The organism is Streptomyces sp. NPDC001848 (assembly GCF_042891915.1).
Taxonomy (GTDB): domain Bacteria; phylum Actinomycetota; class Actinomycetes; order Streptomycetales; family Streptomycetaceae; genus Streptomyces.
Map to the genome: position 1 here is coordinate 37762 of NZ_JBIATP010000027.1, position 19595 is coordinate 57356.

The window sequence follows — 19595 nt, forward strand, 5'->3', positions numbered from 1 at the left end:
CGTTTAGGGGGCGCTCGGTGCCGGGGTCGCGCCCGAGCGGCCGGCGGGGGGCGTGCTCGGGGGCGTGGTGCCTGGTGCGGGGCTCCCGCCGGGCTGGTTCTCCTTGGCCAGGTGCCGGGTGACCTCCGCCGTCGTCTCCCCCAGACCGCCGAGCCTGATCTCGTCCCAGGCCTGCAGACGGCGGGTGGTCCGGTCCAGATAGAGGATCGAGGCCTCGATCGGGGCCGGGTACTGGCGCTCGACCGCCCGCAGCCCGCTGCCGCCCGTCGATCCCTCGATGCGCAGCCGGGTGCCGTACTTCATGATCTCCGTCCCCTCGTGGTGCAGATGCCCCGCCAGGACCAGCGGTACATCGCCGTCCACCTGGCGTGCGGCCGTCGGTTCGTGGGCGATCGCGATGTCGACGGGCCTGCCCGCGGCCTTCTGGTCGCGCAGGGCCGTGGCCAGGCGCGCGCCCGCCAGTTCCTCGGCGCGGTCGCCGCCCGGGGTGACCGACCGGTCGGGCGTGAACTGCGGGTCCCCCGTACCGGCGAAGCGCAGGCCCGCGATGCTGACCGCCCTGCCGTCGTCCAGGACGTGCACGTTCTTGATGCGCTCCAGGTAGCGCTGGGTGGTGAGGGAGTCGTGGTTGCCGCGGACCCAGACGTAGGGGGCGCCCAGGTCGGCGATCGGGTCCAGGAAGCGGTTCTCCGCCGCCGTGCCGTGGTCCATGGTGTCGCCGGAGTCGACGATCACATTGACGTCGTACTGCTTCACCAGCGAGGCGATGATCTTCCAGCTCGCCGGGTTGAGGTGGATGTCGGACACGTGCAGGACCCGGATCGTCGTCGGATCCGGCTGGTAGGCGGGCAGGGTGGAGGTGACGTCGTAGAGCTTGGTCACGTTCGTCACCAGGCGCGCCAGTTCCTGCTGGTAGACGTTGAACTCGGTGACGATGCTGCGCGCGTTGCCGACCAGGGAGGGGGCGGAGGAGAGCAGGCCGGAGAACTTCGGCTCGAGGACCGACTCGGGGTTCCAGGTGGCGTACGCCGTCGCCCCGGAGGCGGCGAGGAGGGTGAACGCCAGTCCGCCGGCCGCGAGGGCCCGGCGGGGGCGGCGGTAGACCGCCAGACCGAGGGCGGTGGCGCCGGCGACCACGGCCACGCAGGAGCGTACGGCCAGGTCCAGCGTGCCGTGCTCGACGTCGCGGGTGATCTCCTGCTGGAGCCCGGAGATTCGCTCCGGGTGGTCCACCAGCTCCTGGGAGCGGCCCGGGTCGAGCTGGTCGACGTTGACGTCGAGGCGGACGGGTGCCTCGTGGCTGTTCAGCTCGAGGGCACCGAGCGGGGAGACGTTGATCTTCGTGCCCCCGGTGAATGAGGGACGCAGGGTCATGGTGGTGTTCATGGGGCCCACCGGGACGCGTACGTCGCCCACGATCAACAGGCCGAGCCAGGCGCCCAGGAGCACCACGGCGACCATGCCTAGGGCCCGGAGCCAGGGGTGGGGCTGCGGGACCAGTTCGGCGGCCGGGTGTGGGCGGAGTGAGCGGTAGTACCGGGCGAGCGTGGAGGGCGCCCTTCGAACGCGGTGGAGAGCTGCTGCGGGGACGCGGTCCATTGGTCCCGTATGCCCAGGTTGCAGAACGGATATGCGGAGTGGATCAACGGATGCGGGTGCGGTCGCACCCTGTCTGTGGGGGTGTGGTGCCGGACAATGGCCCTGTGCTGGAGATGACGCGCGAGGAGTTCGAGGAACTGGTCGCCGAGGCGCTCGACCGGATCCCGCCGGAGCTGACGCGGCTCATGGACAACGTCGCGGTGTTCGTCGAGGACGAGCCGCCCACCGACGATCCCGGGCTGCTCGGGCTCTACGAGGGCACTCCGCTGACGGACCGCGGAGAGTGGTACGCGGGCGTACTGCCGGACCGGATCACGATCTACCGGGGGCCGACCCTGCGGATGTGCGACACCCGGGAGGACGCGGTCGCGGAGACCGAGGTGACGGTGGTGCACGAGATCGCGCACCACTTCGGAATCGACGACGCCCGGCTGCACTCGCTCGGGTACGGGTGACGTGGGGTGGCGTGCGCTCGGGTGACCTCGGTCGGGTGACGTTCCCTCGGAGCGGCGCGTGTCCTCTTGCGGGTGGCGGGAGTTGGGCAGGCTGACTTCTCGTACGCCCCCGGAGGTGGCTGCCCGTGCGCGCCTGTTACGTACCCGTCCGTCTGGCCGCCACGGTCATGGCCCTCGCCGCCGCCACCGGCTGTATGAGCGTGGGGGACGCCGGGGACGCTCCGTCGCAGGCGCCCTCGGTGGGACGGCATGGCGGGGCGGCGCCGGACGGCGGTTCGATGACGAGCGGGGGCGTGGGCGCGGGTCTGGGCGGAGCGGCGGCCAAGGCGGGTCCGCCGAAGCACGGCGAGCCCGGGGCCGAGTCCTCAGCGCCGCCCTCCGCGCCCACGTCCGGGGGCGGCGGGTCCAAGGGCGCCAGGCCAACCGCCAAGGAGACGTCACAGCCCGGCAAGGGGGGCGTCGGCGCGGTGCCGCCCGCGCCGACGGTGGGGGAGCCGGAGCCCACGCAGACCTCGGCCGATCCGACGCCGACGAGCCGGCCGGACCCGCCGTCGCCCACTCCGACGACCGCGGAGCCGTCGTCCTCGGCGCCCGGGCAGGCCACGCAGCTGATGCAGCGGGAGCCCGCGCCGCGAGCGGGCATTCCGGCGGCGTAGGCGTGTCCGGCCCCCAGGACCCTGGGGCCGCCGCCCTGTGGGCCCAGCGTCTGTGGCGCGAGTCACCCGGAGGGGGCCGGGATCGGTTTGCGTTCCGCGGTGCTGAGTGCGTATCTTGGTAGATCGTTTGATCCCATTTGCCCGGCGCCTTGAAGACGCGCCGCGTGTGGCGCGTACTCTCCCTTGCCGTGGCCGGACCGCATCGAGGCGGTCGATTGTGACTTCACGGATGTTTGGGCACGTGCCAGAACTCCGGAAGGTTCGCATTTCGTATGTCTGTTGCCGGTACCGAGCACATCATCCTGCCCGAGGACTCGCAGAACTCCGAGGGCACCCAGGAAACCCAGGACACCGCCGTGGTCGCCGAGGCCCAGGACACCGCTCCCGAGGTGACCTTCGCCGACCTCGGCCTGCCCGAGGGCATCGTCCGCAAGCTCGCCCAGAACGGCGTCACCGTCCCCTTCCCGATCCAGGCCGCGACCATCCCCGACGCCCTGGCCGGCAAGGACATCCTCGGCCGCGGTCGCACCGGCTCGGGCAAGACGCTGTCCTTCGGTCTGCCCACCCTGGCCACCCTGGCCGGCGGCCGCACCGAGAAGAAGAAGCCGCGGGCCGTGATCCTCACCCCGACGCGTGAGCTGGCCATGCAGGTCGCGGACGCGCTGCAGCCCTACGGCGACGTGCTCGGGCTCAAGATGAAGGTCGTCTGCGGCGGCACGTCCATGGCGAACCAGATCTACGCCCTCGAGCGCGGCGTGGACATCCTGGTCGCCACGCCCGGCCGGCTGCGCGACATCATCAACCGCGGCGCCTGCTCCCTCGAGGACGTGCGGATCGCCGTCCTCGACGAGGCCGACCAGATGTCCGACCTGGGCTTCCTGCCCGAGGTCACCGAGCTGCTCGACCAGGTCCCGGCGGGCGGCCAGCGGATGCTGTTCTCCGCCACCATGGAGAACGAGATCAAGACCCTCGTCGACCGGTACCTGAACGACCCGGTGAGCCACGAGGTGGACGCCGCCCAGGGCGCGGTGACGACCATGTCGCACCACATCCTCATCGTGAAGCCCAAGGACAAGGCCCCGGTCACCGCCGCGATCGCCTCCCGCAAGGGCCGCACCATCATCTTCGTCCGCACCCAGATGGGTGCCGACCGCGTCGCCGAACAGCTGCGCGACGCCGGCGTGAAGGCGGACGCGCTGCACGGCGGTATGACCCAGGGCGCGCGTACCCGGACGCTGGCCGACTTCAAGGACGGGTACGTCAACGTGCTCGTCGCGACGGACGTCGCCGCCCGCGGCATCCACGTCGACGGGATCGACCTGGTGCTCAACGTGGACCCCGCCGGGGACCACAAGGACTACCTGCACCGCGCCGGCCGTACGGCACGTGCCGGCCGTACGGGCACGGTGGTCTCCCTGGCGCTGCCGCACCAGCGGCGCCAGATGTTCCGGCTGATGGAGGACGCGGGCGTCGACGCCTCGCGCCACATCATCCAGGGCGGGGCCGCGTTCGACCCGGAGGTCGCCGAGATCACCGGTGCCCGGTCGATGACCGAGGTCCAGGCGGACTCCGCCGGGATGGCCGCGCAGCAGGCCGAGCGGGAAGTCGCACAGCTCACCAAGCAGCTGGAGCGGGCGCAGCGGCGCGCGGCCGAGCTGCGTGAGGAGGCGGACCGGCTGGTCGCGCGGGCCGCACGGGAGCGCGGCGAGGACCCGGAGGCGGCTCTGGCGGCGGCCCGTGAGGCCACGGCTCCGACCGCGCCGGCGGCCGAACTCTCCGTACCGGAGCAGCGGATCGCTGAGGACGCGGAGCGGACGGACCGGGCCGAGCGCACTGAGCGGGCTGAGCGCGCCGAGCAGGGCGAGCGTGAGGAGCGGAACGGCTTCAACCGGGACCGCGGCTTCGACCGTGACCGGGCACGTGGCTTCGACCGCAGGGACGACGACCGCGGTGGCCGTTCGTTCGAGCGGCGCGACGAGCGGGGTGGCTTCCGCCGAGACGGCGACCGGCGCCCGTTCGACCGTGACCGCGACCGTGGCTTCGGCGGCCGTGACCGTGACCGTGGCTTCGACCGCAGGGACGGCGATCGTGGCTTCGACCGCCGTGACAACGACCGCCGTGACAACGACCGCCGCGACAACGACCGTCGTTCGTTCGAGCGGCGTGACGACCGCGGTGGATTCCGTCGCGACGACGACCGCGGTGGATTCCGTCGTGACCACGACCGTGACCGCCGCCCGTTCGACCGCGACCGGCGTGACAACGACCGGCGTGACAACGACCGGCGTGACAACGACCGTCGTTCGTTCGAGCGGCGTGACGACCGCGGCGGTTTGCGTCGCGACAACGACCGGCGCCCCTTCGAGCGGCGTGACGAGCGCGGCGGGCACCGCGGCAGCGACCGCCCGTTCAACCGGGACCGCCAGGGCGACCGCCCCGGCTTCCGCTCCGGCGGCCACGACCGCCCGTACGGCCGCCGTGACGACCACCGCGGCACCGGCTCGTTCGGCCGCCGCGAGGACAAGCCGCGCTGGAAGCGCAACGGCTGACGCCCGGTGACCTCCGAAGGGCCCGTACGACTCCTGTCGTACGGGCCCTTCCGCATACAGCGGCAGCGCGGCAGCGGTCGGTTTCAGGTCATCAGGTGACGCATGTCACGCCTCCGGCGAGGGAATCGCTGGGGGCATGACAGATGACGTCAGAGCGAGTGGGCCGTCGGACGAAGAGCGGCTGGCCCAGCTCGGTTACACACAGGTTCTCGCGCGCCGGATGTCGGCGTTCTCCAACTACGCGGTCTCCTTCACGATCATCTCGGTCCTCTCCGGCTGCCTGACCCTCTACCTCTTCGGGATGAACACCGGCGGCCCCGCCGTGATCACCTGGGGCTGGGTGGCCGTCGGCCTGATGACACTGTTCGTCGGCCTGTCGATGGCCGAAATCTGTTCGGCCTACCCGACCTCCGCGGGCCTGTACTTCTGGGCCCACCGCCTGGCGCCACCGCGCTCGGCCGCGGCCTGGGCCTGGTTCACGGGCTGGTTCAACGTGCTGGGCCAGGTGGCTGTGACGGCGGGCATCGACTTCGGCGCCGCGTCCTTCCTGGGCGCGTACCTCAACCTCCAGTTCGACTTCGCGGTCACGCCCGGCCGCACGGTCCTGCTCTTCGCGGCGATCCTGCTTCTGCACGGTCTGCTGAACACCTTCGGCGTCCGCATCGTGGCCCTCCTCAACAGCGTCAGCGTGTGGTGGCACGTGCTCGGCGTCGCGGTCATCGTCGGCGCCCTGGCCTTCGTACCGGACCACCACCAGTCGGCGTCCTTCGTCTTCACCAAGTTCGTGAACAACACCGGCTGGAGCAGCGGCACCTACGTGGTCCTCCTCGGCCTGCTGATGGCCCAGTACACCTTCACCGGCTACGACGCCTCCGCCCACATGACGGAGGAGACGCACGACGCGTCCACGGCGGGCCCGCAGGGCATCGTCCGTTCCATCTGGACCTCCTGGATCGCCGGCTTCGTCCTCCTGCTGGGCTTCACCTTCGCCATCCAGTCCTACGACAAGGAACTCGCCTCCCCGACGGGCGCGCCGCCCGCGCAGATCCTGCTCGACGCCCTCGGAGCGAGTGCGGGCAAGTTGCTGCTGCTCGTGGTGATCGGCGCGCAACTGTTCTGCGGGATGGCGTCGGTGACGGCGAACAGCCGCATGATCTACGCGTTCTCGCGCGACGGCGCGCTGCCCTTCTCGCAGGTGTGGCACACGGTCAGCCCGCGCACGCGGACCCCGGTGGCGGCGGTGTGGCTGGCGGTGGTCGGGGCACTGGCCCTGGGGCTGCCCTACCTGATCAACGTGACCGCGTACGCGGCCGTGACGTCGATCGCGGTGATCGGCCTCTACATCGCCTACGTCATCCCGACCCTGCTGCGGGTCCGCCGGGGCGAGGCCTTCGAACGCGGCCCCTGGCACCTGGGCCGCTGGTCCCAGCCGATCGGCGTGATCTCGGTGGCCTGGGTCGTCGTGATCACGATCCTCTTCATGCTCCCGCAGGTCTCCCCGGTCACCTGGGAGACGTTCAACTACGCCCCGGTCGCCGTCCTGGTCGTCCTCGGCTTCGCCGCGACCTGGTGGCTGGCCTCCGCCCGCCACTGGTTCCTGAACCCCGACCACGAACGCACCCGCATCCGCGAGGCAGCGCGCTCCGGCGCCCCCGAACCGGCCGACCCCTGACCCCACCGGCCACCCGCACGGCCGCCCGCCACCCACTCCGATGTCACCCACAGCGAACACTTCCGGCCCGCCTCCCCGATACTCGATCTGAGACACGGCCTCGTCGGGCTATGCTCGGGGAGGCAACATCGCCAGGGCCCTTAGCTCAATTGGCAGAGCAGTGGACTTTTAATCCATTGGTTGTGGGTTCGAGTCCCACAGGGCCTACGGCTGGCAGGCGGGGGATATGGCCCCTGGCCTGCTACGCAGCGTCCGAGCCGGCGTCAGCTGGCTCGGACGCTGCTTCGTTTCCGGGCTCCTGCGTGAGCGATGCGTGAGCGGGAAGAGCGGCCACCTGCGGCGGTTTTGTGTGAGACCGCCCTCAGCGGATACCCGGCGGGCGTGAGGTACGGCAGTGTGCCCCACGAGTGGGCCGTCTGCCCCGGATGTCTCCATGAGCCTCGGCAGGCGGTGCGCTCCTTACGGGCCTTACGGGTGAGCCCGTCCGGTGCTGCGGGTCGAGTCGGCCGGCGGCGTACGGTGGAGATACCGAGGGCATCACGCACTCCGGCCGTCCTGCCGGGTCGTCCTCGGCGAGAGACGAACCCCGGGCCGTCCGAGCGGCGGTGCGGAGACGGGTCGGCAATCATGCCCGCCGCGATCACAACAACTCCGCACCCTTCCCTGGTCGTTGCGTTTCCCTGCCGAAGGGCGGGGTGATGGCCGTGCAGCGCCTGGACATCCACCGGCGTGACCGGGGGGAGCGGGCCCTCGTCACGCTCGTCGGCGACATCTGGCCGGCCTCGGCGCCCCTGCTGCGGGCCGCGCTGGAGCAGTGCCTGCGCGACGGCATGACCGCCATCGACGTCGATCTCACCACGGTCGGCTCCTGTGACGCCAAGGGCCTGGACGTCTTCCTGGCGGCGTCACGGCATGCCGGCCGCGTGCACGCCTGCCTGCACCTGCACCATCCGTGCGCGCAGATCACCCGGCTCCTCGCCTTCACCGGCTCCGCGCCCCTGCTCCGCGATCTGCTGGACCCGTCCGCGGCGGGTCCGTCGGCCGGCGGGACGCAGACGTCCGGCGACCGCGCCGGTGCGCCGGTCGTCAAGGACGGGATCCGCCTGCGCAGGCTGACTCGCCGGCAGGTGGAGGGGATGAGCGAGGACATCGCCGACCTGGCCGTGGCCGGCCCCTTCCTGCGGGACGACTTCCTGCGGCGGCTTGCCGTCAGCGCCCGACGGCCTGGCTTCGCGCTGCTGGTGGCCGAGACGACGGTGTTGGTGGGGTGCGTCTTCGGGTTTCCGGTGAGTCCCGTCAGCCGGTCCGAGCAGGGGTTGCAGGAGAGCGTCCAACGGCTCACCGGCTGTGCCCGGTTCCTGCTCCTCACCCAGGTCGTGGCGCACCAGCACCCACAGCGCCGCGACATCGGCCGCCGTCTGCAACAGCGTCTGCTGGCCGATGAGCGCACCGAGCTCGGAGTGGCCTTGCTGATTCCGGCCGACCGGGCCGGACAAGCCGCCTACGACTCGTGGGGCTGGCGGAACCACGGGGAGATGGTCGGGCTGCCCGGTCGGGGCGCTCCTTGCGTGCTGACCCTGTTCCGGGAGAGCGGATCTTCGCTGCCTGCGCCTCGGGCCGCCGTTCCAAGCCGGGCGTAGCCTTGAAGACACCGAGAGCATGTCGGGCGCATGATCAGGACAGCGCCGTTCCCGGCGAGTGGCGAACGAGGGCAGCTCCAGGCCGCCCGGACGGGATCGCACGATGGACTCCCCCACACCGCCCGCAGGAGACCGGCCGCCGAGTGACGCGCACACGTACAGGATGCCGCTGGCCCGGCTGAGGCTCACGCCGGAGGCCAGCCACGGCCCGCTGGACGGAGCGTGGTGGCCGCGTTGCGACGCCCTGGAACTGGAGCTGCCCGCGCTCGTGGGCTCGCTCGACCCCGGCCTTGGCACGGTCACCCGCGTCACGGTCGGCGCTGCGGCCTGGCCTGACGCGCCACTGACCGTGTCGGCGCCGGACCACGTGATCGAGGTCGTCCTGAGCGACGCCACCGCCGAGGAGCATGCCATCACCCTGGACTGCGGCACCCTGGGGCGCTGGGAGCTGCTGGTCGTCCCGCCCGACGAGCCGGCCGGAACCGCCGAATGCCTGTTGACCGCCGCCGCCGATCCGTGGAATCCGCTGTCGGCTCAGCGCACCTTGGCACATGTCGAGGACAGCTTCGGCCGGGAGGGCGCAGGGGAACAGCACGGCCCATGATGGAGTGATGGGACGGGTAGTCCATTCGCCGGTCGACCCCGCCGCCGATGTCCGTGTGGATCACGGTGGGTGAGCTGATGACGGCCGAACCGGGCACGGACCGCTCCGAGAGCTTCGGGGAAGCGCTTCTGGGGGCGGTTCTCGACCGGGCGCACGAGCTCCCGCCCCACCTCATCGGACCGCTGGTCGCCGACGTGGTGGAGCGGCTCGGCGGCCGCCGTCCGCAGGTGCTGCTCCAGGACTACGGCCAGTTGCTGCTCGTACCTCTGCGCGGTGAGGGCCTCACGGGCGGGGATCCGCAGGACATCGACGCTTCCGTCGCGGGCCGGTGCTTTCTCGACGCCCAGCCCGTCGAGATGCCCGAGGCCGACGGCGTACGGGTCCACCTGCCGCTGCTGGACGGCGGCGACCAGGTGGGCGTCATGGCCGTGACGCTGGACCGGGTCGATGACGACGACCGGCGGCTGCTGGCCAGGCTCTCCGGCCTGGTTGCCGACCTGCTGGTGACCAAGCACGGCTACTCCGACCTGTTCTTCTCCACCCGCCGCGGTGAACCGATGAGCGTCGCCGCCGAGATCCAGTGGTCCCTGCTGCCGCCTCTGGCCATGGTCATGCCGCGGGTCGCCGTGGCCGGGATCCTGGAGCCCGCCTACGACGTGGCGGGGGACAGCTTCGACTACGCGCTCAACGGTGACATCCTCCACGTGGCCATGATCGACGCGATGGGGCACGGCCTGGGCGCGGCCACCATGGCCACCGTGGCCATCGGCGCCTACCGTCACGCCCGCCGCCTCGGCACCGGCCTGTCGGAGATCTACGCCGCCATGGACGTCGCCGTGGTACACCAGTTCGGCCCGGACCACTTCGTCACCGCCCAGATGATGCGGCTGGACACGGCCACGGGGCGGATGCACTGGGTCAATGCGGGACACCCGCCACCGATACTCGTGCGCGATCACCGCGTCGCGCGTCGGCTGGTCGCCCCCACGACCCTCCCGGTCGGCCTGGGCGGGCCGGCGCCGGAGGTCAGTGAGCTGGACCTGGAGCGTGGAGACCGCGTCCTCTGCTTCACGGACGGACTGATCGAGGAACACGCCGTGGGTGAGGAGCAGTTCGGTGAGGACCAGCTGATCGACTGCGTGAACCGGCTGGAGAGGACCGGTCGCGGGGTCCGGGCGGTGGCGCGCTCCCTGTCGCACACCCTCAAGCGAGCACGGGGCGGACACACGACGGACGACGCGACGCTGCTCCTGGTGGAGTGGCGCGGCTGACCGCACCACCGGCAACGACGAAGGTCAGCCGGACGGCCTCTGCCCGCTTCCCGTGTCGATGAGGATCTGCCCCGCCTCGCTGACGTTGCCGGCCAGGGCAGCCTGTGCCATCGCAGCGCGGGCGGCCTCGGGAGGCGTGTCCGGTGGGACCACCAGCAGCGAGAAGAGGTCACCCTCGCCCCGGGTGATCAGGACCGTGTCGTCACCCACCGGGAAGGAGTCCACGTGTACCACGTGGTCGCCGACGACGATCCGGGTCGGGAGCCCCTCCCAGGCCGTGGCATCCAGCCCGACGCGGGTCAGGGGGCCCAGGTGCTCGGTGAGGGCGCTCAGCAGCGCGGGCAGCTCGGCACCGATGTCGCGCGACCGCGGCCACCACGCCCCGTCGAGGACGCCTTCGCGCGATGCCGTCGTCTCCAGCCGGAGCAGTGCACTCCCCGGCCGCACGGCATGGTGCACACCGCTCGGCAGGTGCCTGGAACCAGGGGATGTGTCGGAGCCGGTCATGGAGGACCACCTGTCCGGGATCCGGTGCGAACACGGGATCCGCCTCGCTTCTGACCACGCTACTCCCCATCACCGCGAGCATCGGCGTCGCCGGGAATCGCCGGGACGCCCGCATACAGCGAGGGGAAGCCGCATGAGGGGCTGCGCGGCGGGGCACCCGGGCGGCGGAGGCTGTGAGCGAGGCCGCAAGGCCCACTGCCTGTCGGCATCAGCAGCCTCGGATACCAGCCTGAGAGCGCCAGCCATGACGACACTCCGTGAACGCAAGACCTACCGCAAGGCCGTCCTCCGGCAACTCTACGGAGCCATGGAACGCAACCGACCTGAGGTCAGCGGGGCGGCACTGCGCGAGGCGCTCCGGCTGCCCGACGACGACCTGTCCGCAGCCTGCGCCTACCTGGCCGACGAGGGCCTGATCACCGTCGAGTGGACGTCGCACAAGACGCCCGCCACCGTCTCACTGTCCCATGAGGGCATCCGTTACATGGAGGAGGAAGAGGAGTGGGGTGATCCCAGGCCGAGTGAGTGACGCGGCTCCACGCCCGGTCGCTGCTTTTCGGGCCGGGACTTCAATCCCCGTGTGATGCCTGGGCGGATGTGCCGGTGGCCTGCGGATCGAACGCTGCCGGGGCGGACGGTTCGGCGGCTGCCGGACGAGACCGCGGGATCAGCTTCGCTGCCTTCTCAGCGATTTCGCGGTCGAGCTCCGGGAGCAGGCTCGTGTACGTGTCCGAGGTCAGCGTGATGGTGGAGTGCCGGAGGGTCTCCTTCACCGTGTGGATGTCGCCGCCGCCTCCATGCGTGAGCGTCGCGGCCACGTGGCGCAGGTCCCGCAGGGTGATGGGGGGGCAGGTCGGTCGTGGCGAGGATACGGCGGAAGGTCTCCGACACCGTCTCGGGGTGGAGCCAGGAGCCGTCCTCCTTCGTGAAGACCTTGCCCGTGTCCTGCCAGGCGCCGCCCCAGTCCGCACGCTCCTTGTCCTGGCGGGCCTTGTGGTCGCGCAGCACGACGATGTTCATGCTGTCGAGCGCGATCGTGTTCGCGCTGCCGTCTGTCTTCGGCTCGGACTCGTAGAGGTCCCAGCCGTCCACCACGATCTCCTTGGCCGGAGTGATGAGGCCGGCGCCGAGATCGATCTCGTGCCAGTCCTGGCCGACCGCCTCGCCGCGACGGAGGCCGCGGGTGCCCATCAGGTGGAAGATCGCGTACAGCCGGTCACCCTCGGCGGCGTCCAGGAAGGCGCCGAACTGCTGCGGGGTCCAGACCATGACCGCGCCGGGGATCTCGCCCGTCTCGCGCCAGCGTCGGACCCGCTCCTCGGTCCAGAGGAGGGGCTTGGGGCGCCTGCCGGACTCCAGCTCGACGTGGGAGGCCGGGTTGAAGATGATCAGCTGTTGGGCGATCGCGGAATTCAGCGCCGCGCGCAGGGTGCGGCGGATCGCCTGCCGGGTGGCCGGGCCGGTGATCTTTCGGAACGGCTTCATCTCCGCCAGCTTGGCCCGCTCGGCCGCGAGCAGCTTTCGCTCGGCCCCTACGGGTCGCCCGGGTTTGCTCGGCTTGCAGCGGGCGATCTGCTCGCGGCGGGCCTCGTTCTCGGCCGCGATCACCTCGTTCTCGTCGGCGATCGCGTCGAACATCTCCACCAGGTGGCCGACGTTGAGCCGGTCGAGGCGCACGTGGCCGATGCGCGGCTTCAGGTGGACGCGGATGTGGGAGGCGTAACCGTTCAGCGTGGTCTTGCGGCGCTTCTTCGCGGCGAACCACTGGTCGAGCCACTCGCCGACGGTGAGGCTGCCACGGAGGGCCAGGCCCGCACGCAGACGGCGTTGGGTCTCCTCGATGGCCGGCAGTGGGGCCTTCTCGGCCGCGACCTCCGCCAGCATGGCGGCGAGGCGCTGGAGGCTGTCGGGGTCGTCCTTGTCCGCGAGGGCCAGCAGGGAGCGGACGTGGTCGAGTTCCGACTGGGCGTCCTTGAGGGACTCGTAGCCGGCGCGGCTGAAGGAGCGACGGGTGCCGTCCTCGCGGGGCGGCAGTTCCTGGCGTATGGAGTAGTAACCGTGCTTGCGGCCCTTGCGCTTGGGGCACGAGGCGCCGAGTTCCTTGCCGGTCTTCGGGTCGCGGCAGGAGCAACGGCGGTAGGTGGAGCCCTTCAAAGGCGTTCCTCCGGGGTGGTTTCGGTATCGGGTTCGGGCGGGTCGACATCGCCCAGTGCGGGTGGCAGATCAGGTGGGGTGGCCCCCTCCTCGCGGAGGTCGCGGCGGAGGTAGCGGAGCCTGTACTTGGCCGAGACGGCCTGATCGGCGTACTTGGCCTGCTGGCGCTCGGCTTCTTCCTTCTCGGCGCGGCTGGTGGCCGTCTTGGCCGCGAACCGGGCCTGTTCTTCCTCTTCGAGCGCGGCGAGAGCGGTGCGGACGAGACTGGCGTGAAGCTCGAAGTCGGGGACCAGGCCCGCGTCGTAGCCGGGTACGTCCTCTTCCCCGGTGAAGCGCCGTAGGGCGTCCCAGGTGGGCACGAGGTGCTGGAAGGGGAGTTCCTGGGTCTTTTCGACGTAGCCGACCGGGAAGATCAGGCAGACCGGGTACGTCTCCAGGGCGGCGGCCAGGACCATGACGTCCGCGAGGGGAAGGTTGGCCCGGCGGCCGGACTCCATGTTGGCGATCACGTTGCGCGGGATGGCATGTCCGAGCTGTTCGCACCGGTCCGCCAACTCCTGCGCACTCCACCCCATCTCCTTCCTTCTGCGCCGGACTTCGCCGGCGACGTTGGCCTTGATCCGGTCCGCCCACTCGGGGACGTCGTCCTCGTCACTTCCATCATCGAAACCGGGTTGTGTCATGAAGACACATTAGCTTGGCCATCCTGGTTCGTAGACGCCTGGAGCCGGACGTGATGACCGCGTTCGCCGAGGGCTGCATGGAAAGGGGCGCACTGCATGTGCGACGACGCGACGGCCGGAGACTCGAAGGGCTCGAAGGGAATGAGCCGGGAGGAGGTACTCGCGCTTCCGGTGGCAGTTGACCTGGACACAAGCAATCGAGCGCTTGGGCTCGGCCGGAGCAAGGGCTATGAGCTGGCGAAGCGGGGTGCCTACCCGTGCAAGGTGCTGCGCCTGGGTAACGCCTACCGGGTGGTGACCGCGGACTTGTGGGAGCTGCTGGGTCTGGCGGCGTGAAGGGGCGGCAGCGTAGCAGACGGTTCTGCGCTGAGCTGACACAGAATCGCTGGACTGTTGCCGGGGGTGGACGTACTGTCCGTGTTCCCTCGGGGCACCGAGCGAGTGTCCCGACTCGGGACACAGAGCGTGTTCAGTCTCTGAACGCAGCGAGCCTCCGGCGCGGCAACGCCGGAGGCTCGGGAATCCCCGTCGCCCGTCTCCAACGAACGATCCGCGCCGCTGGGCCTGCATGCCCGGCGGCGCAGAAGAGGAGCCACCTGGTGCAACCTGAGAACCCTGCGCCCTATTCCACCCCCGTGTCCCCTGCCACCGCATGGCCGTCGGTCGCGGTGTCGGGCAAGCCCGACCAGGGCGAACCCGAGCACGCTGCGTCGGTCGCGGCGGCCGAGACCCGGGCGCCGGATCCGGAGCCGACCGTCGGCTCGGCGCTGCTGGACGAACTGCGTGCGCAGATAGCAAAGTTCGTGATCCTGCCCTCGCCGGAGGCTCTGGATGCGGTGACGCTGTGGGTGGCGGCGACGCACCTGCAGCCCGCGTGGCAGCATGCGCCGCGTCTGGCGGTGGTGGGGCCGGCGAAGCGGTGCGGCAAGTCGCGGCTGCTGGACGTGCTGACCGAGACGGTCCACGAGCCGATGCTCACCATCAACACCACACCGGCTGCGGTCTTCCGGTCCATCACCGAGGAGCCGCCCACGCTCCTGGTGGACGAGGCGGACACCATCTTCGGAACGCCGAAAATGGCGGAGAAGAACGAGGAGATGCGCGGCCTGCTCAACGCCGGCCACCAGCGCAACCGCTACGTCACGCGGGTCGTCGGCAATGACCACACCCCGCACCGGTTCGCCACCTTCGCCATGGCAGCCCTTGCGGGGATCGGTGACCTGCCCGACACGATCATGGACCGGGCTGTGGTGATCCGTATGCGCCGCCGGGCGGAGGGCGAGCGCGTCAAGCCCTTCCGCTCCCGACGCGACATCCCCGCTCTGCACGACCTGCGCGACCGGATCGCTGCATGGGCAAGGCCGCTGCTGGATGAGGCAGCGGACCTGGAGCCGGACATGCCAGTGGAGGACCGGGCCGCAGACACCTGGGAGCCGTTGGTCATCATCGCGGACCTGGCCGCCGGATCCTGGCCCCGTCGCGTCCGAGAGGCGTGCGCACGGATGGTCGCCGCAGAGGTCGAGGCAGAGGAGGACCGGCCCGGCGGAGCCCGAATCCTCGCCGACATCCGCAGGGTGTTCGTAGCCCAGCGCGAGCCCGACAGCCTTACCACGGACGAACTACTCCACCAGCTCCGGCAGGATGCCGAGAGCCCCTGGGCGGAGTGGGGACGCAACGGGCTGAACGCCAAGGACCTGGCAGCGATGCTCCGAGAGTTCGATATCAGGCCCGGCAACGTTCGCCTCCCCGACGGAACCCAGCGCAAGGGCTACATGCGCAACAAGTTCCTCGACCCCTGGCGGCGCTACTGCCCCACTGTCCACTCAGTGGACACCGAGCCTGCCGCCCCCAGCACTGACTGACCCCCGCATCCCCCGGTGGGCGTCCCTGCCGTCCCTGCCGTGATTCCGCAGGTCAAACGGCATGCAGGCAAGACGGCAGCCGGCGACAAGACGGCAACGCGATCATGGTGAATCGCTCCGCCGGGAGGACGCAGCCCGGATCCGTCTTGCGCCGTCCCACGCGTCCTCGCCGTATCACCGCAGGTCAAAGCCCCGCCGAGCGGGACGGCGCAACGTGGCAGTGCCGTCCCGCCCGGCCGGGGACACGACGAGACGCCGCCGGCAGGCCGCCCGCCGTCAGGCCGCGCCGCACACGCCGGACGACGCCCGAACGCCGCCGGTACGGCACATCCACGCCCTGCCGTACCGGCCCTGACCTGCGCTTGCAACGGCCAAGACGGCAAGACGGATCACACCGCCAAACCCCAGGAGCACCCCGCTTGACCCTCCCTACCCCCACACCCAGCCCCACCTACCGGGGGCACCGTCCCGACGAAGGACGGCTGTCGATGACCAAGAAGGACATCGAGCGGTACACGCTCGGTGCAGCCGGAGTCGTCATCGTCGCCCTCACCATCAGCGGATTCTGGCTGTCGTACGCACACCTCGCCGAGGTCGCCGGACAGCACGGGCTGCGCAGCTCTCCCACTCGCCGCTGGGCCTGGCCGGCGACCTTGGATGCGTTCATCGTCGCGGGCGAACTGCTCATGCTCCGTGCGGGCCTGCGCCGGGTGACCGACAGGTGGGCGATCGCCCTTACGGCCACCGGGTCGGTCGGCTCCATCGCGCTCAACGTGGCCGGGGTCAACGGCACGGGCAGCGCGGGCACTGTGCCGCTGCTCGACTACGTGGTCGCCGCGGTCCCCCCGACCGCAGCGCTGCTGGCCTTCGGCGTCCTGATGCGGCAGATCCATCAGCTCGTCGACCAGCCTGCGGGCCATCCGGAACCCGCGCCGGTCCAGGCGCCGGAACCACCGGTCACCGCCCCCGCCACGCTTGCCGAGGCACCGGCCGAGCCCGCCCAGCCCGTGCCGCCGACCGCCGTGTCGTGCCAGCCGTCGAACCCACCGTCCGAGATTGCGGAGAGCAGGCCGCGCGGTGGCCGCCCGCCCGGCGCCACGCTTGAGGAACTCGTGGAGATCGGCCGGATCGCCCTCGCCGAGCACGGCACGCTCACCCGGTCACTGCTCCGGAATGCCGTCAAGGCCAAGGGCCTGACGATCAGCAGCGAGCGGCAGACCGACGTGATGACCACCCTCCGGTCCGAAATCGAAGCCGCCGCCGAGACCGGTCCGGACAGCGGCTGACCGGAATCTCCACGGGGTGACCGGAACCCTTCCGGTCACCCCGGCCAGTCGGCCACCGGTCTCACTCGCCGCCCGCTTATCCACATCTGTGGACGAGGCGGTGACTGTCCCCACTCCGCCGCCCCCTCCTGCGGAATTGCCCGCCTTGCCCACCCCTCCTGGAGCACCGCCCGTGACGCACAACCCGCACCACCCTCAAGACACCCCAGACGAGCCGATACCGCTGAAGAAGTCCTCTACGCTGATGAACCGTCTGCGGCGTGCGTTCGGACGGGGTGCCCCTGGCGGAGCCAGTAGTACCCCGAGTCCGACTCAAGGCCGGTCTTCGGGGGTCTCCGCCCCGGGGGTGGCGGAGACGGCCCAGCGTCAGGGGGCGCAGGACCAGGGGCTCGGGGCCGAGGGCAGCGCCGACCCGGAGACGCTCCACACCGTCCAGCGCCAGATCCTCCACCCCGCACCCGCCACCGTGCCAGCCGCCGAGGATCGAGCCGTGCAGAGCGTCCAGCCGGCGATCCGCCGTTTCACCGGCACCAAGCGGACCGTACGCGTCGGCCCCCTGCGCTTCACCGGCGACGAGCACGTCCTGCTCCAGGAGGCTGCCACCGAGCACGGCTACAAGGGCGAGTCCGGTTTCGCCGCCGACATCGTCCTCGCATTCATCAGCGGCCGGTTCACCGCCAACCTGCCCCTGTCCGAGGACCACCGCCGCACGCACATCTTCCGCGCCCAGGTCCTGCGCCAGCTCAACCGGATCGGCGTCAACGTCAACCAGATTGCCCGAGCCCTCAACAGCGACCTCACCCCACCCGAGATCCGTCGGCACCTTGCAGAACTCCAGGACCTGCTGGAGCTGATCGCCGAAGCCCTGCGCGAGCCCGCCGACCTGGAAACGGAGGCGCCCGCGTGATCGCCGCCATCAAACCGGCCGGGTCCAACACCCGCGGCCTGCTCGCCTACCTCTACGGCCCCGGCCGCCACGACGAACACCTCGACCCGCACATCGTGGCCGGATTCGCCATGCTCGGCATGCCCGACCCCGGCCGCGACGAGAACGCCACCCTCACCGACCTCGCCCGCCACCTCGACGCGCCCGTACGCCTGCGCAACAGCGAGTTCGGAAGGAAGGTCACCGACCACGTCTGGCACTGCCCCGTCCGCGCCGCGCCCGAGGACCGCTACCTCTCCGACGCCGAGTGGGCCGAGATAGCCCAGCGCATCGTCCAGGCCGCCGGCATCGCCCCCGCCGACGACGACCTGGCCTGCCGCTGGATCGCCGTACGTCACGCCGACGACCACATCCACATCCTCGCCACCACCGTCCGCGAAGACGGCCGCCGCCCCAAACTCCACGACAGCGGCCTGCGCATCGGCGACGCCTGCCGCGAGATCGAGAAGGACTACGGGCTTAGGCAGTTGAAGAAGGGCGACCGCACCGGCGCCCGTCGCCCCACCCAGGCCGAGATGCACAAGGCCGAACGCCTCGGCTGGGACAAGACCAGCCCCGAATGGCTCCAGAACCGCATCCGCGCCGCCATTCCCCACGTGACCAACGCCGAGGAATTCATCGCCTACCTCGCAGCCGACGGCATCGAGGTCAAGGCCCGGCGGGGCCCGTCAGGAGACCTCCTCGGTTACGCCGTCGGCCGTCCCGGCGACCTCAACGAGAACGGCCAGCAGATCTTCCACTCCGGAGGCAAGATCGCTCCCGACCTCTCCCTGCCCAAGATCAAGGCCCGCCTCGAATCCAGCTGGCCCGAAGAGCACCCCACCGCCCGCCGCAACCGCCCCAGCACCCCCTGGCACCAGGCCACCGACGCACTCGACACCCTCCACACCGACCTGGTCGACGACACCCACGCCCAGGCCCACATTGCAGCCCTCGGCGAACTGATCGAAGCCACCGCCCAGAAAGCACCTGGCAACCTGCGCGCCGAACTCCAAGCCGCCTCCGCGGCGTTCGCCCGAGCCCAGCGCTCCCAGATTCGTGCCGAAGACCGCGCCGCCCACGCCGTGCGAAGCGCGGCGCGCGACATCGTCCACACGGCCACCGGCCCTGACGGCAGCGCGCTGGCTGCCCTGCTCGCTGCCCTCGTCTGGGCCGCCGTCGTCGCTGGGCGCTGGCACGAGGCGAAGGACCATGCTCACCAGGCCGATGCCGCCCGCCAGGCCGTCCAACACCTTCAGGCAGCCGCAGACCGTGCCCTCGCCCCGACGCTCGCCGAACTCACAGTCCGACCGCCCAGGAAGGAAGCCCGTCGCGTTGTCGCGAACGACGTGCGAGCTGCTGTCCCCGACCACGCGGAACGGATCCTCGCCGACCCGGCCTGGCCTGCGCTCGCCACCGTCCTCGCCGACGCCGAAGCCCGTGGCCACCGGCCCGAGCAGCTCCTAAAGGAGGCCGCCAGCCAGCGTGAGCTGACCACCGCTCGCCAGCCCGCCCGCGTGTTGATCACCCGCATCCAGCACACCGGACGAAACCCGGCACCCAACCGCCGCGCCGAGGCAGCCCGCCGCCGCACCACCATCGCCGACGCCTCGGTCGCCGGCCAGCAGATCGGACATCTGCCCGCAGGCACAGGGCCCAGCCAGTCCATGGGCGGCCAACAGGTGGTGCGATCGCGCCGCTAGCGAGGCCGAGGCGTCGAGCTTGCCAGGCA

The 19595-nt window shown here is 70.9% G+C and carries 16 protein-coding genes, 1 tRNA gene and 1 pseudogene; 14 read left to right on the forward strand and 4 right to left on the reverse strand.

Annotation, left to right across the window (positions count from 1 at the left end; translation table 11 throughout):
• Nucleotides 1-3: 3 nt before the first annotated feature.
• Nucleotides 4-1599, reverse strand: a complete 1596-nt coding sequence (locus tag ACFYZJ_RS36695) for a metallophosphoesterase (RefSeq protein WP_388575981.1) — start codon at nucleotides 1597-1599, stop codon at nucleotides 4-6.
• 104 nt (nucleotides 1600-1703) lie between these two features.
• On the opposite strand from ACFYZJ_RS36695, the gene ACFYZJ_RS36700 reads away from it, so the two are divergent.
• From ACFYZJ_RS36700 to ACFYZJ_RS36735, 8 genes are all read left to right on the forward strand, one after another.
• Nucleotides 1704-2054, forward strand: a complete 351-nt coding sequence (locus ACFYZJ_RS36700; RefSeq protein ID WP_388575984.1) for a metallopeptidase family protein — start codon at nucleotides 1704-1706, stop codon at nucleotides 2052-2054.
• A gap of 125 nt (nucleotides 2055-2179) precedes the next feature.
• Nucleotides 2180-2710 (forward strand): hypothetical protein, encoded by a 531-nt coding sequence (locus ACFYZJ_RS36705; protein WP_388575987.1) that lies wholly within the window; start codon nucleotides 2180-2182, stop codon nucleotides 2708-2710.
• 272 nt (nucleotides 2711-2982) lie between these two features.
• Nucleotides 2983-5259, forward strand: a complete 2277-nt coding sequence (locus tag ACFYZJ_RS36710) for a DEAD/DEAH box helicase (protein ID WP_388575990.1) — start codon at nucleotides 2983-2985, stop codon at nucleotides 5257-5259.
• Nucleotides 5260-5395: 136 nt separating this feature from the next.
• Nucleotides 5396-6931, forward strand: a complete 1536-nt coding sequence (locus ACFYZJ_RS36715; protein ID WP_388575993.1) for an amino acid permease — start codon at nucleotides 5396-5398, stop codon at nucleotides 6929-6931.
• Between the two features lie 134 nt (nucleotides 6932-7065).
• Nucleotides 7066-7138, forward strand: a tRNA-Lys gene (locus ACFYZJ_RS36720).
• Between the two features lie 491 nt (nucleotides 7139-7629).
• A complete protein-coding gene (locus tag ACFYZJ_RS36725) occupies nucleotides 7630-8571 on the forward strand; it encodes an STAS domain-containing protein (RefSeq protein ID WP_125499781.1) in 942 nt (313 codons plus the stop codon).
• Nucleotides 8572-8674: 103 nt separating this feature from the next.
• The gene (locus ACFYZJ_RS36730; protein ID WP_388575997.1) at nucleotides 8675-9175 is read left to right on the forward strand and encodes a DUF5994 family protein; all 501 of its coding nucleotides are present in this window, start codon (nucleotides 8675-8677) and stop codon (nucleotides 9173-9175) included.
• Between the two features lie 47 nt (nucleotides 9176-9222).
• Nucleotides 9223-10446: a PP2C family protein-serine/threonine phosphatase gene (locus ACFYZJ_RS36735; protein WP_229814390.1), complete on the forward strand. Its 1224-nt coding sequence runs from the start codon at nucleotides 9223-9225 to the stop codon at nucleotides 10444-10446.
• A gap of 24 nt (nucleotides 10447-10470) precedes the next feature.
• Here ACFYZJ_RS36735 and ACFYZJ_RS36740 read toward each other — a convergent pair whose 3' ends face one another.
• A complete protein-coding gene (locus ACFYZJ_RS36740; RefSeq protein WP_263230766.1) occupies nucleotides 10471-10953 on the reverse strand; it encodes a DUF5994 family protein in 483 nt (160 codons plus the stop codon).
• 244 nt (nucleotides 10954-11197) lie between these two features.
• Here ACFYZJ_RS36740 and ACFYZJ_RS36745 point away from each other — a divergent pair, with 244 nt between their 5' ends.
• On the forward strand, nucleotides 11198-11482 hold the full coding sequence (locus ACFYZJ_RS36745; RefSeq protein ID WP_158922448.1) for a hypothetical protein: 285 nt from the start codon (nucleotides 11198-11200) through the stop codon (nucleotides 11480-11482).
• A gap of 40 nt (nucleotides 11483-11522) precedes the next feature.
• Here the strand turns inward: ACFYZJ_RS36745 and xerC are convergent.
• Both xerC and ACFYZJ_RS36755 read right to left on the reverse strand, forming a co-directional pair.
• A pseudogene (xerC, locus tag ACFYZJ_RS36750) lies at nucleotides 11523-13107 on the reverse strand (tyrosine recombinase XerC).
• On the reverse strand, nucleotides 13104-13790 hold the full coding sequence (locus tag ACFYZJ_RS36755; RefSeq protein ID WP_388576001.1) for a helix-turn-helix domain-containing protein: 687 nt from the start codon (nucleotides 13788-13790) through the stop codon (nucleotides 13104-13106). The pseudogene xerC and the gene ACFYZJ_RS36755 overlap by 4 nt, the downstream one beginning before the upstream one ends.
• A 96-nt stretch (nucleotides 13791-13886) precedes the next feature.
• Between ACFYZJ_RS36755 and ACFYZJ_RS36760 the strand changes: the two genes are divergently transcribed.
• The 5 genes from ACFYZJ_RS36760 (at nucleotide 13887) to ACFYZJ_RS36780 (ending at nucleotide 19566) form a co-directional block, all read left to right on the forward strand.
• Entirely contained in the window at nucleotides 13887-14126 is a 240-nt protein-coding gene (locus ACFYZJ_RS36760) for a hypothetical protein (RefSeq protein ID WP_388576004.1), read from the forward strand.
• A 263-nt stretch (nucleotides 14127-14389) separates the two neighbouring features.
• Nucleotides 14390-15652 (forward strand): DUF3631 domain-containing protein, encoded by a 1263-nt coding sequence (locus tag ACFYZJ_RS36765; protein WP_388576005.1) that lies wholly within the window; start codon nucleotides 14390-14392, stop codon nucleotides 15650-15652.
• Nucleotides 15653-16140: 488 nt separating this feature from the next.
• Nucleotides 16141-16938 carry a DUF2637 domain-containing protein gene (locus ACFYZJ_RS36770; protein WP_388576008.1) on the forward strand — a complete coding sequence of 266 codons (798 nt, stop codon included), beginning with the start codon at nucleotides 16141-16143 and terminating at the stop codon, nucleotides 16936-16938.
• A gap of 346 nt (nucleotides 16939-17284) precedes the next feature.
• Complete coding sequence (locus ACFYZJ_RS36775) at nucleotides 17285-17845, forward strand: MobC family plasmid mobilization relaxosome protein (RefSeq protein WP_388576010.1); 561 nt, start codon at nucleotides 17285-17287, stop codon at nucleotides 17843-17845.
• Nucleotides 17842-19566 (forward strand): relaxase/mobilization nuclease domain-containing protein, encoded by a 1725-nt coding sequence (locus ACFYZJ_RS36780; RefSeq protein WP_388576012.1) that lies wholly within the window; start codon nucleotides 17842-17844, stop codon nucleotides 19564-19566. The genes ACFYZJ_RS36775 and ACFYZJ_RS36780 overlap by 4 nt, the downstream gene beginning before the upstream one ends.
• Nucleotides 19567-19595 lie beyond the last annotated feature (29 nt).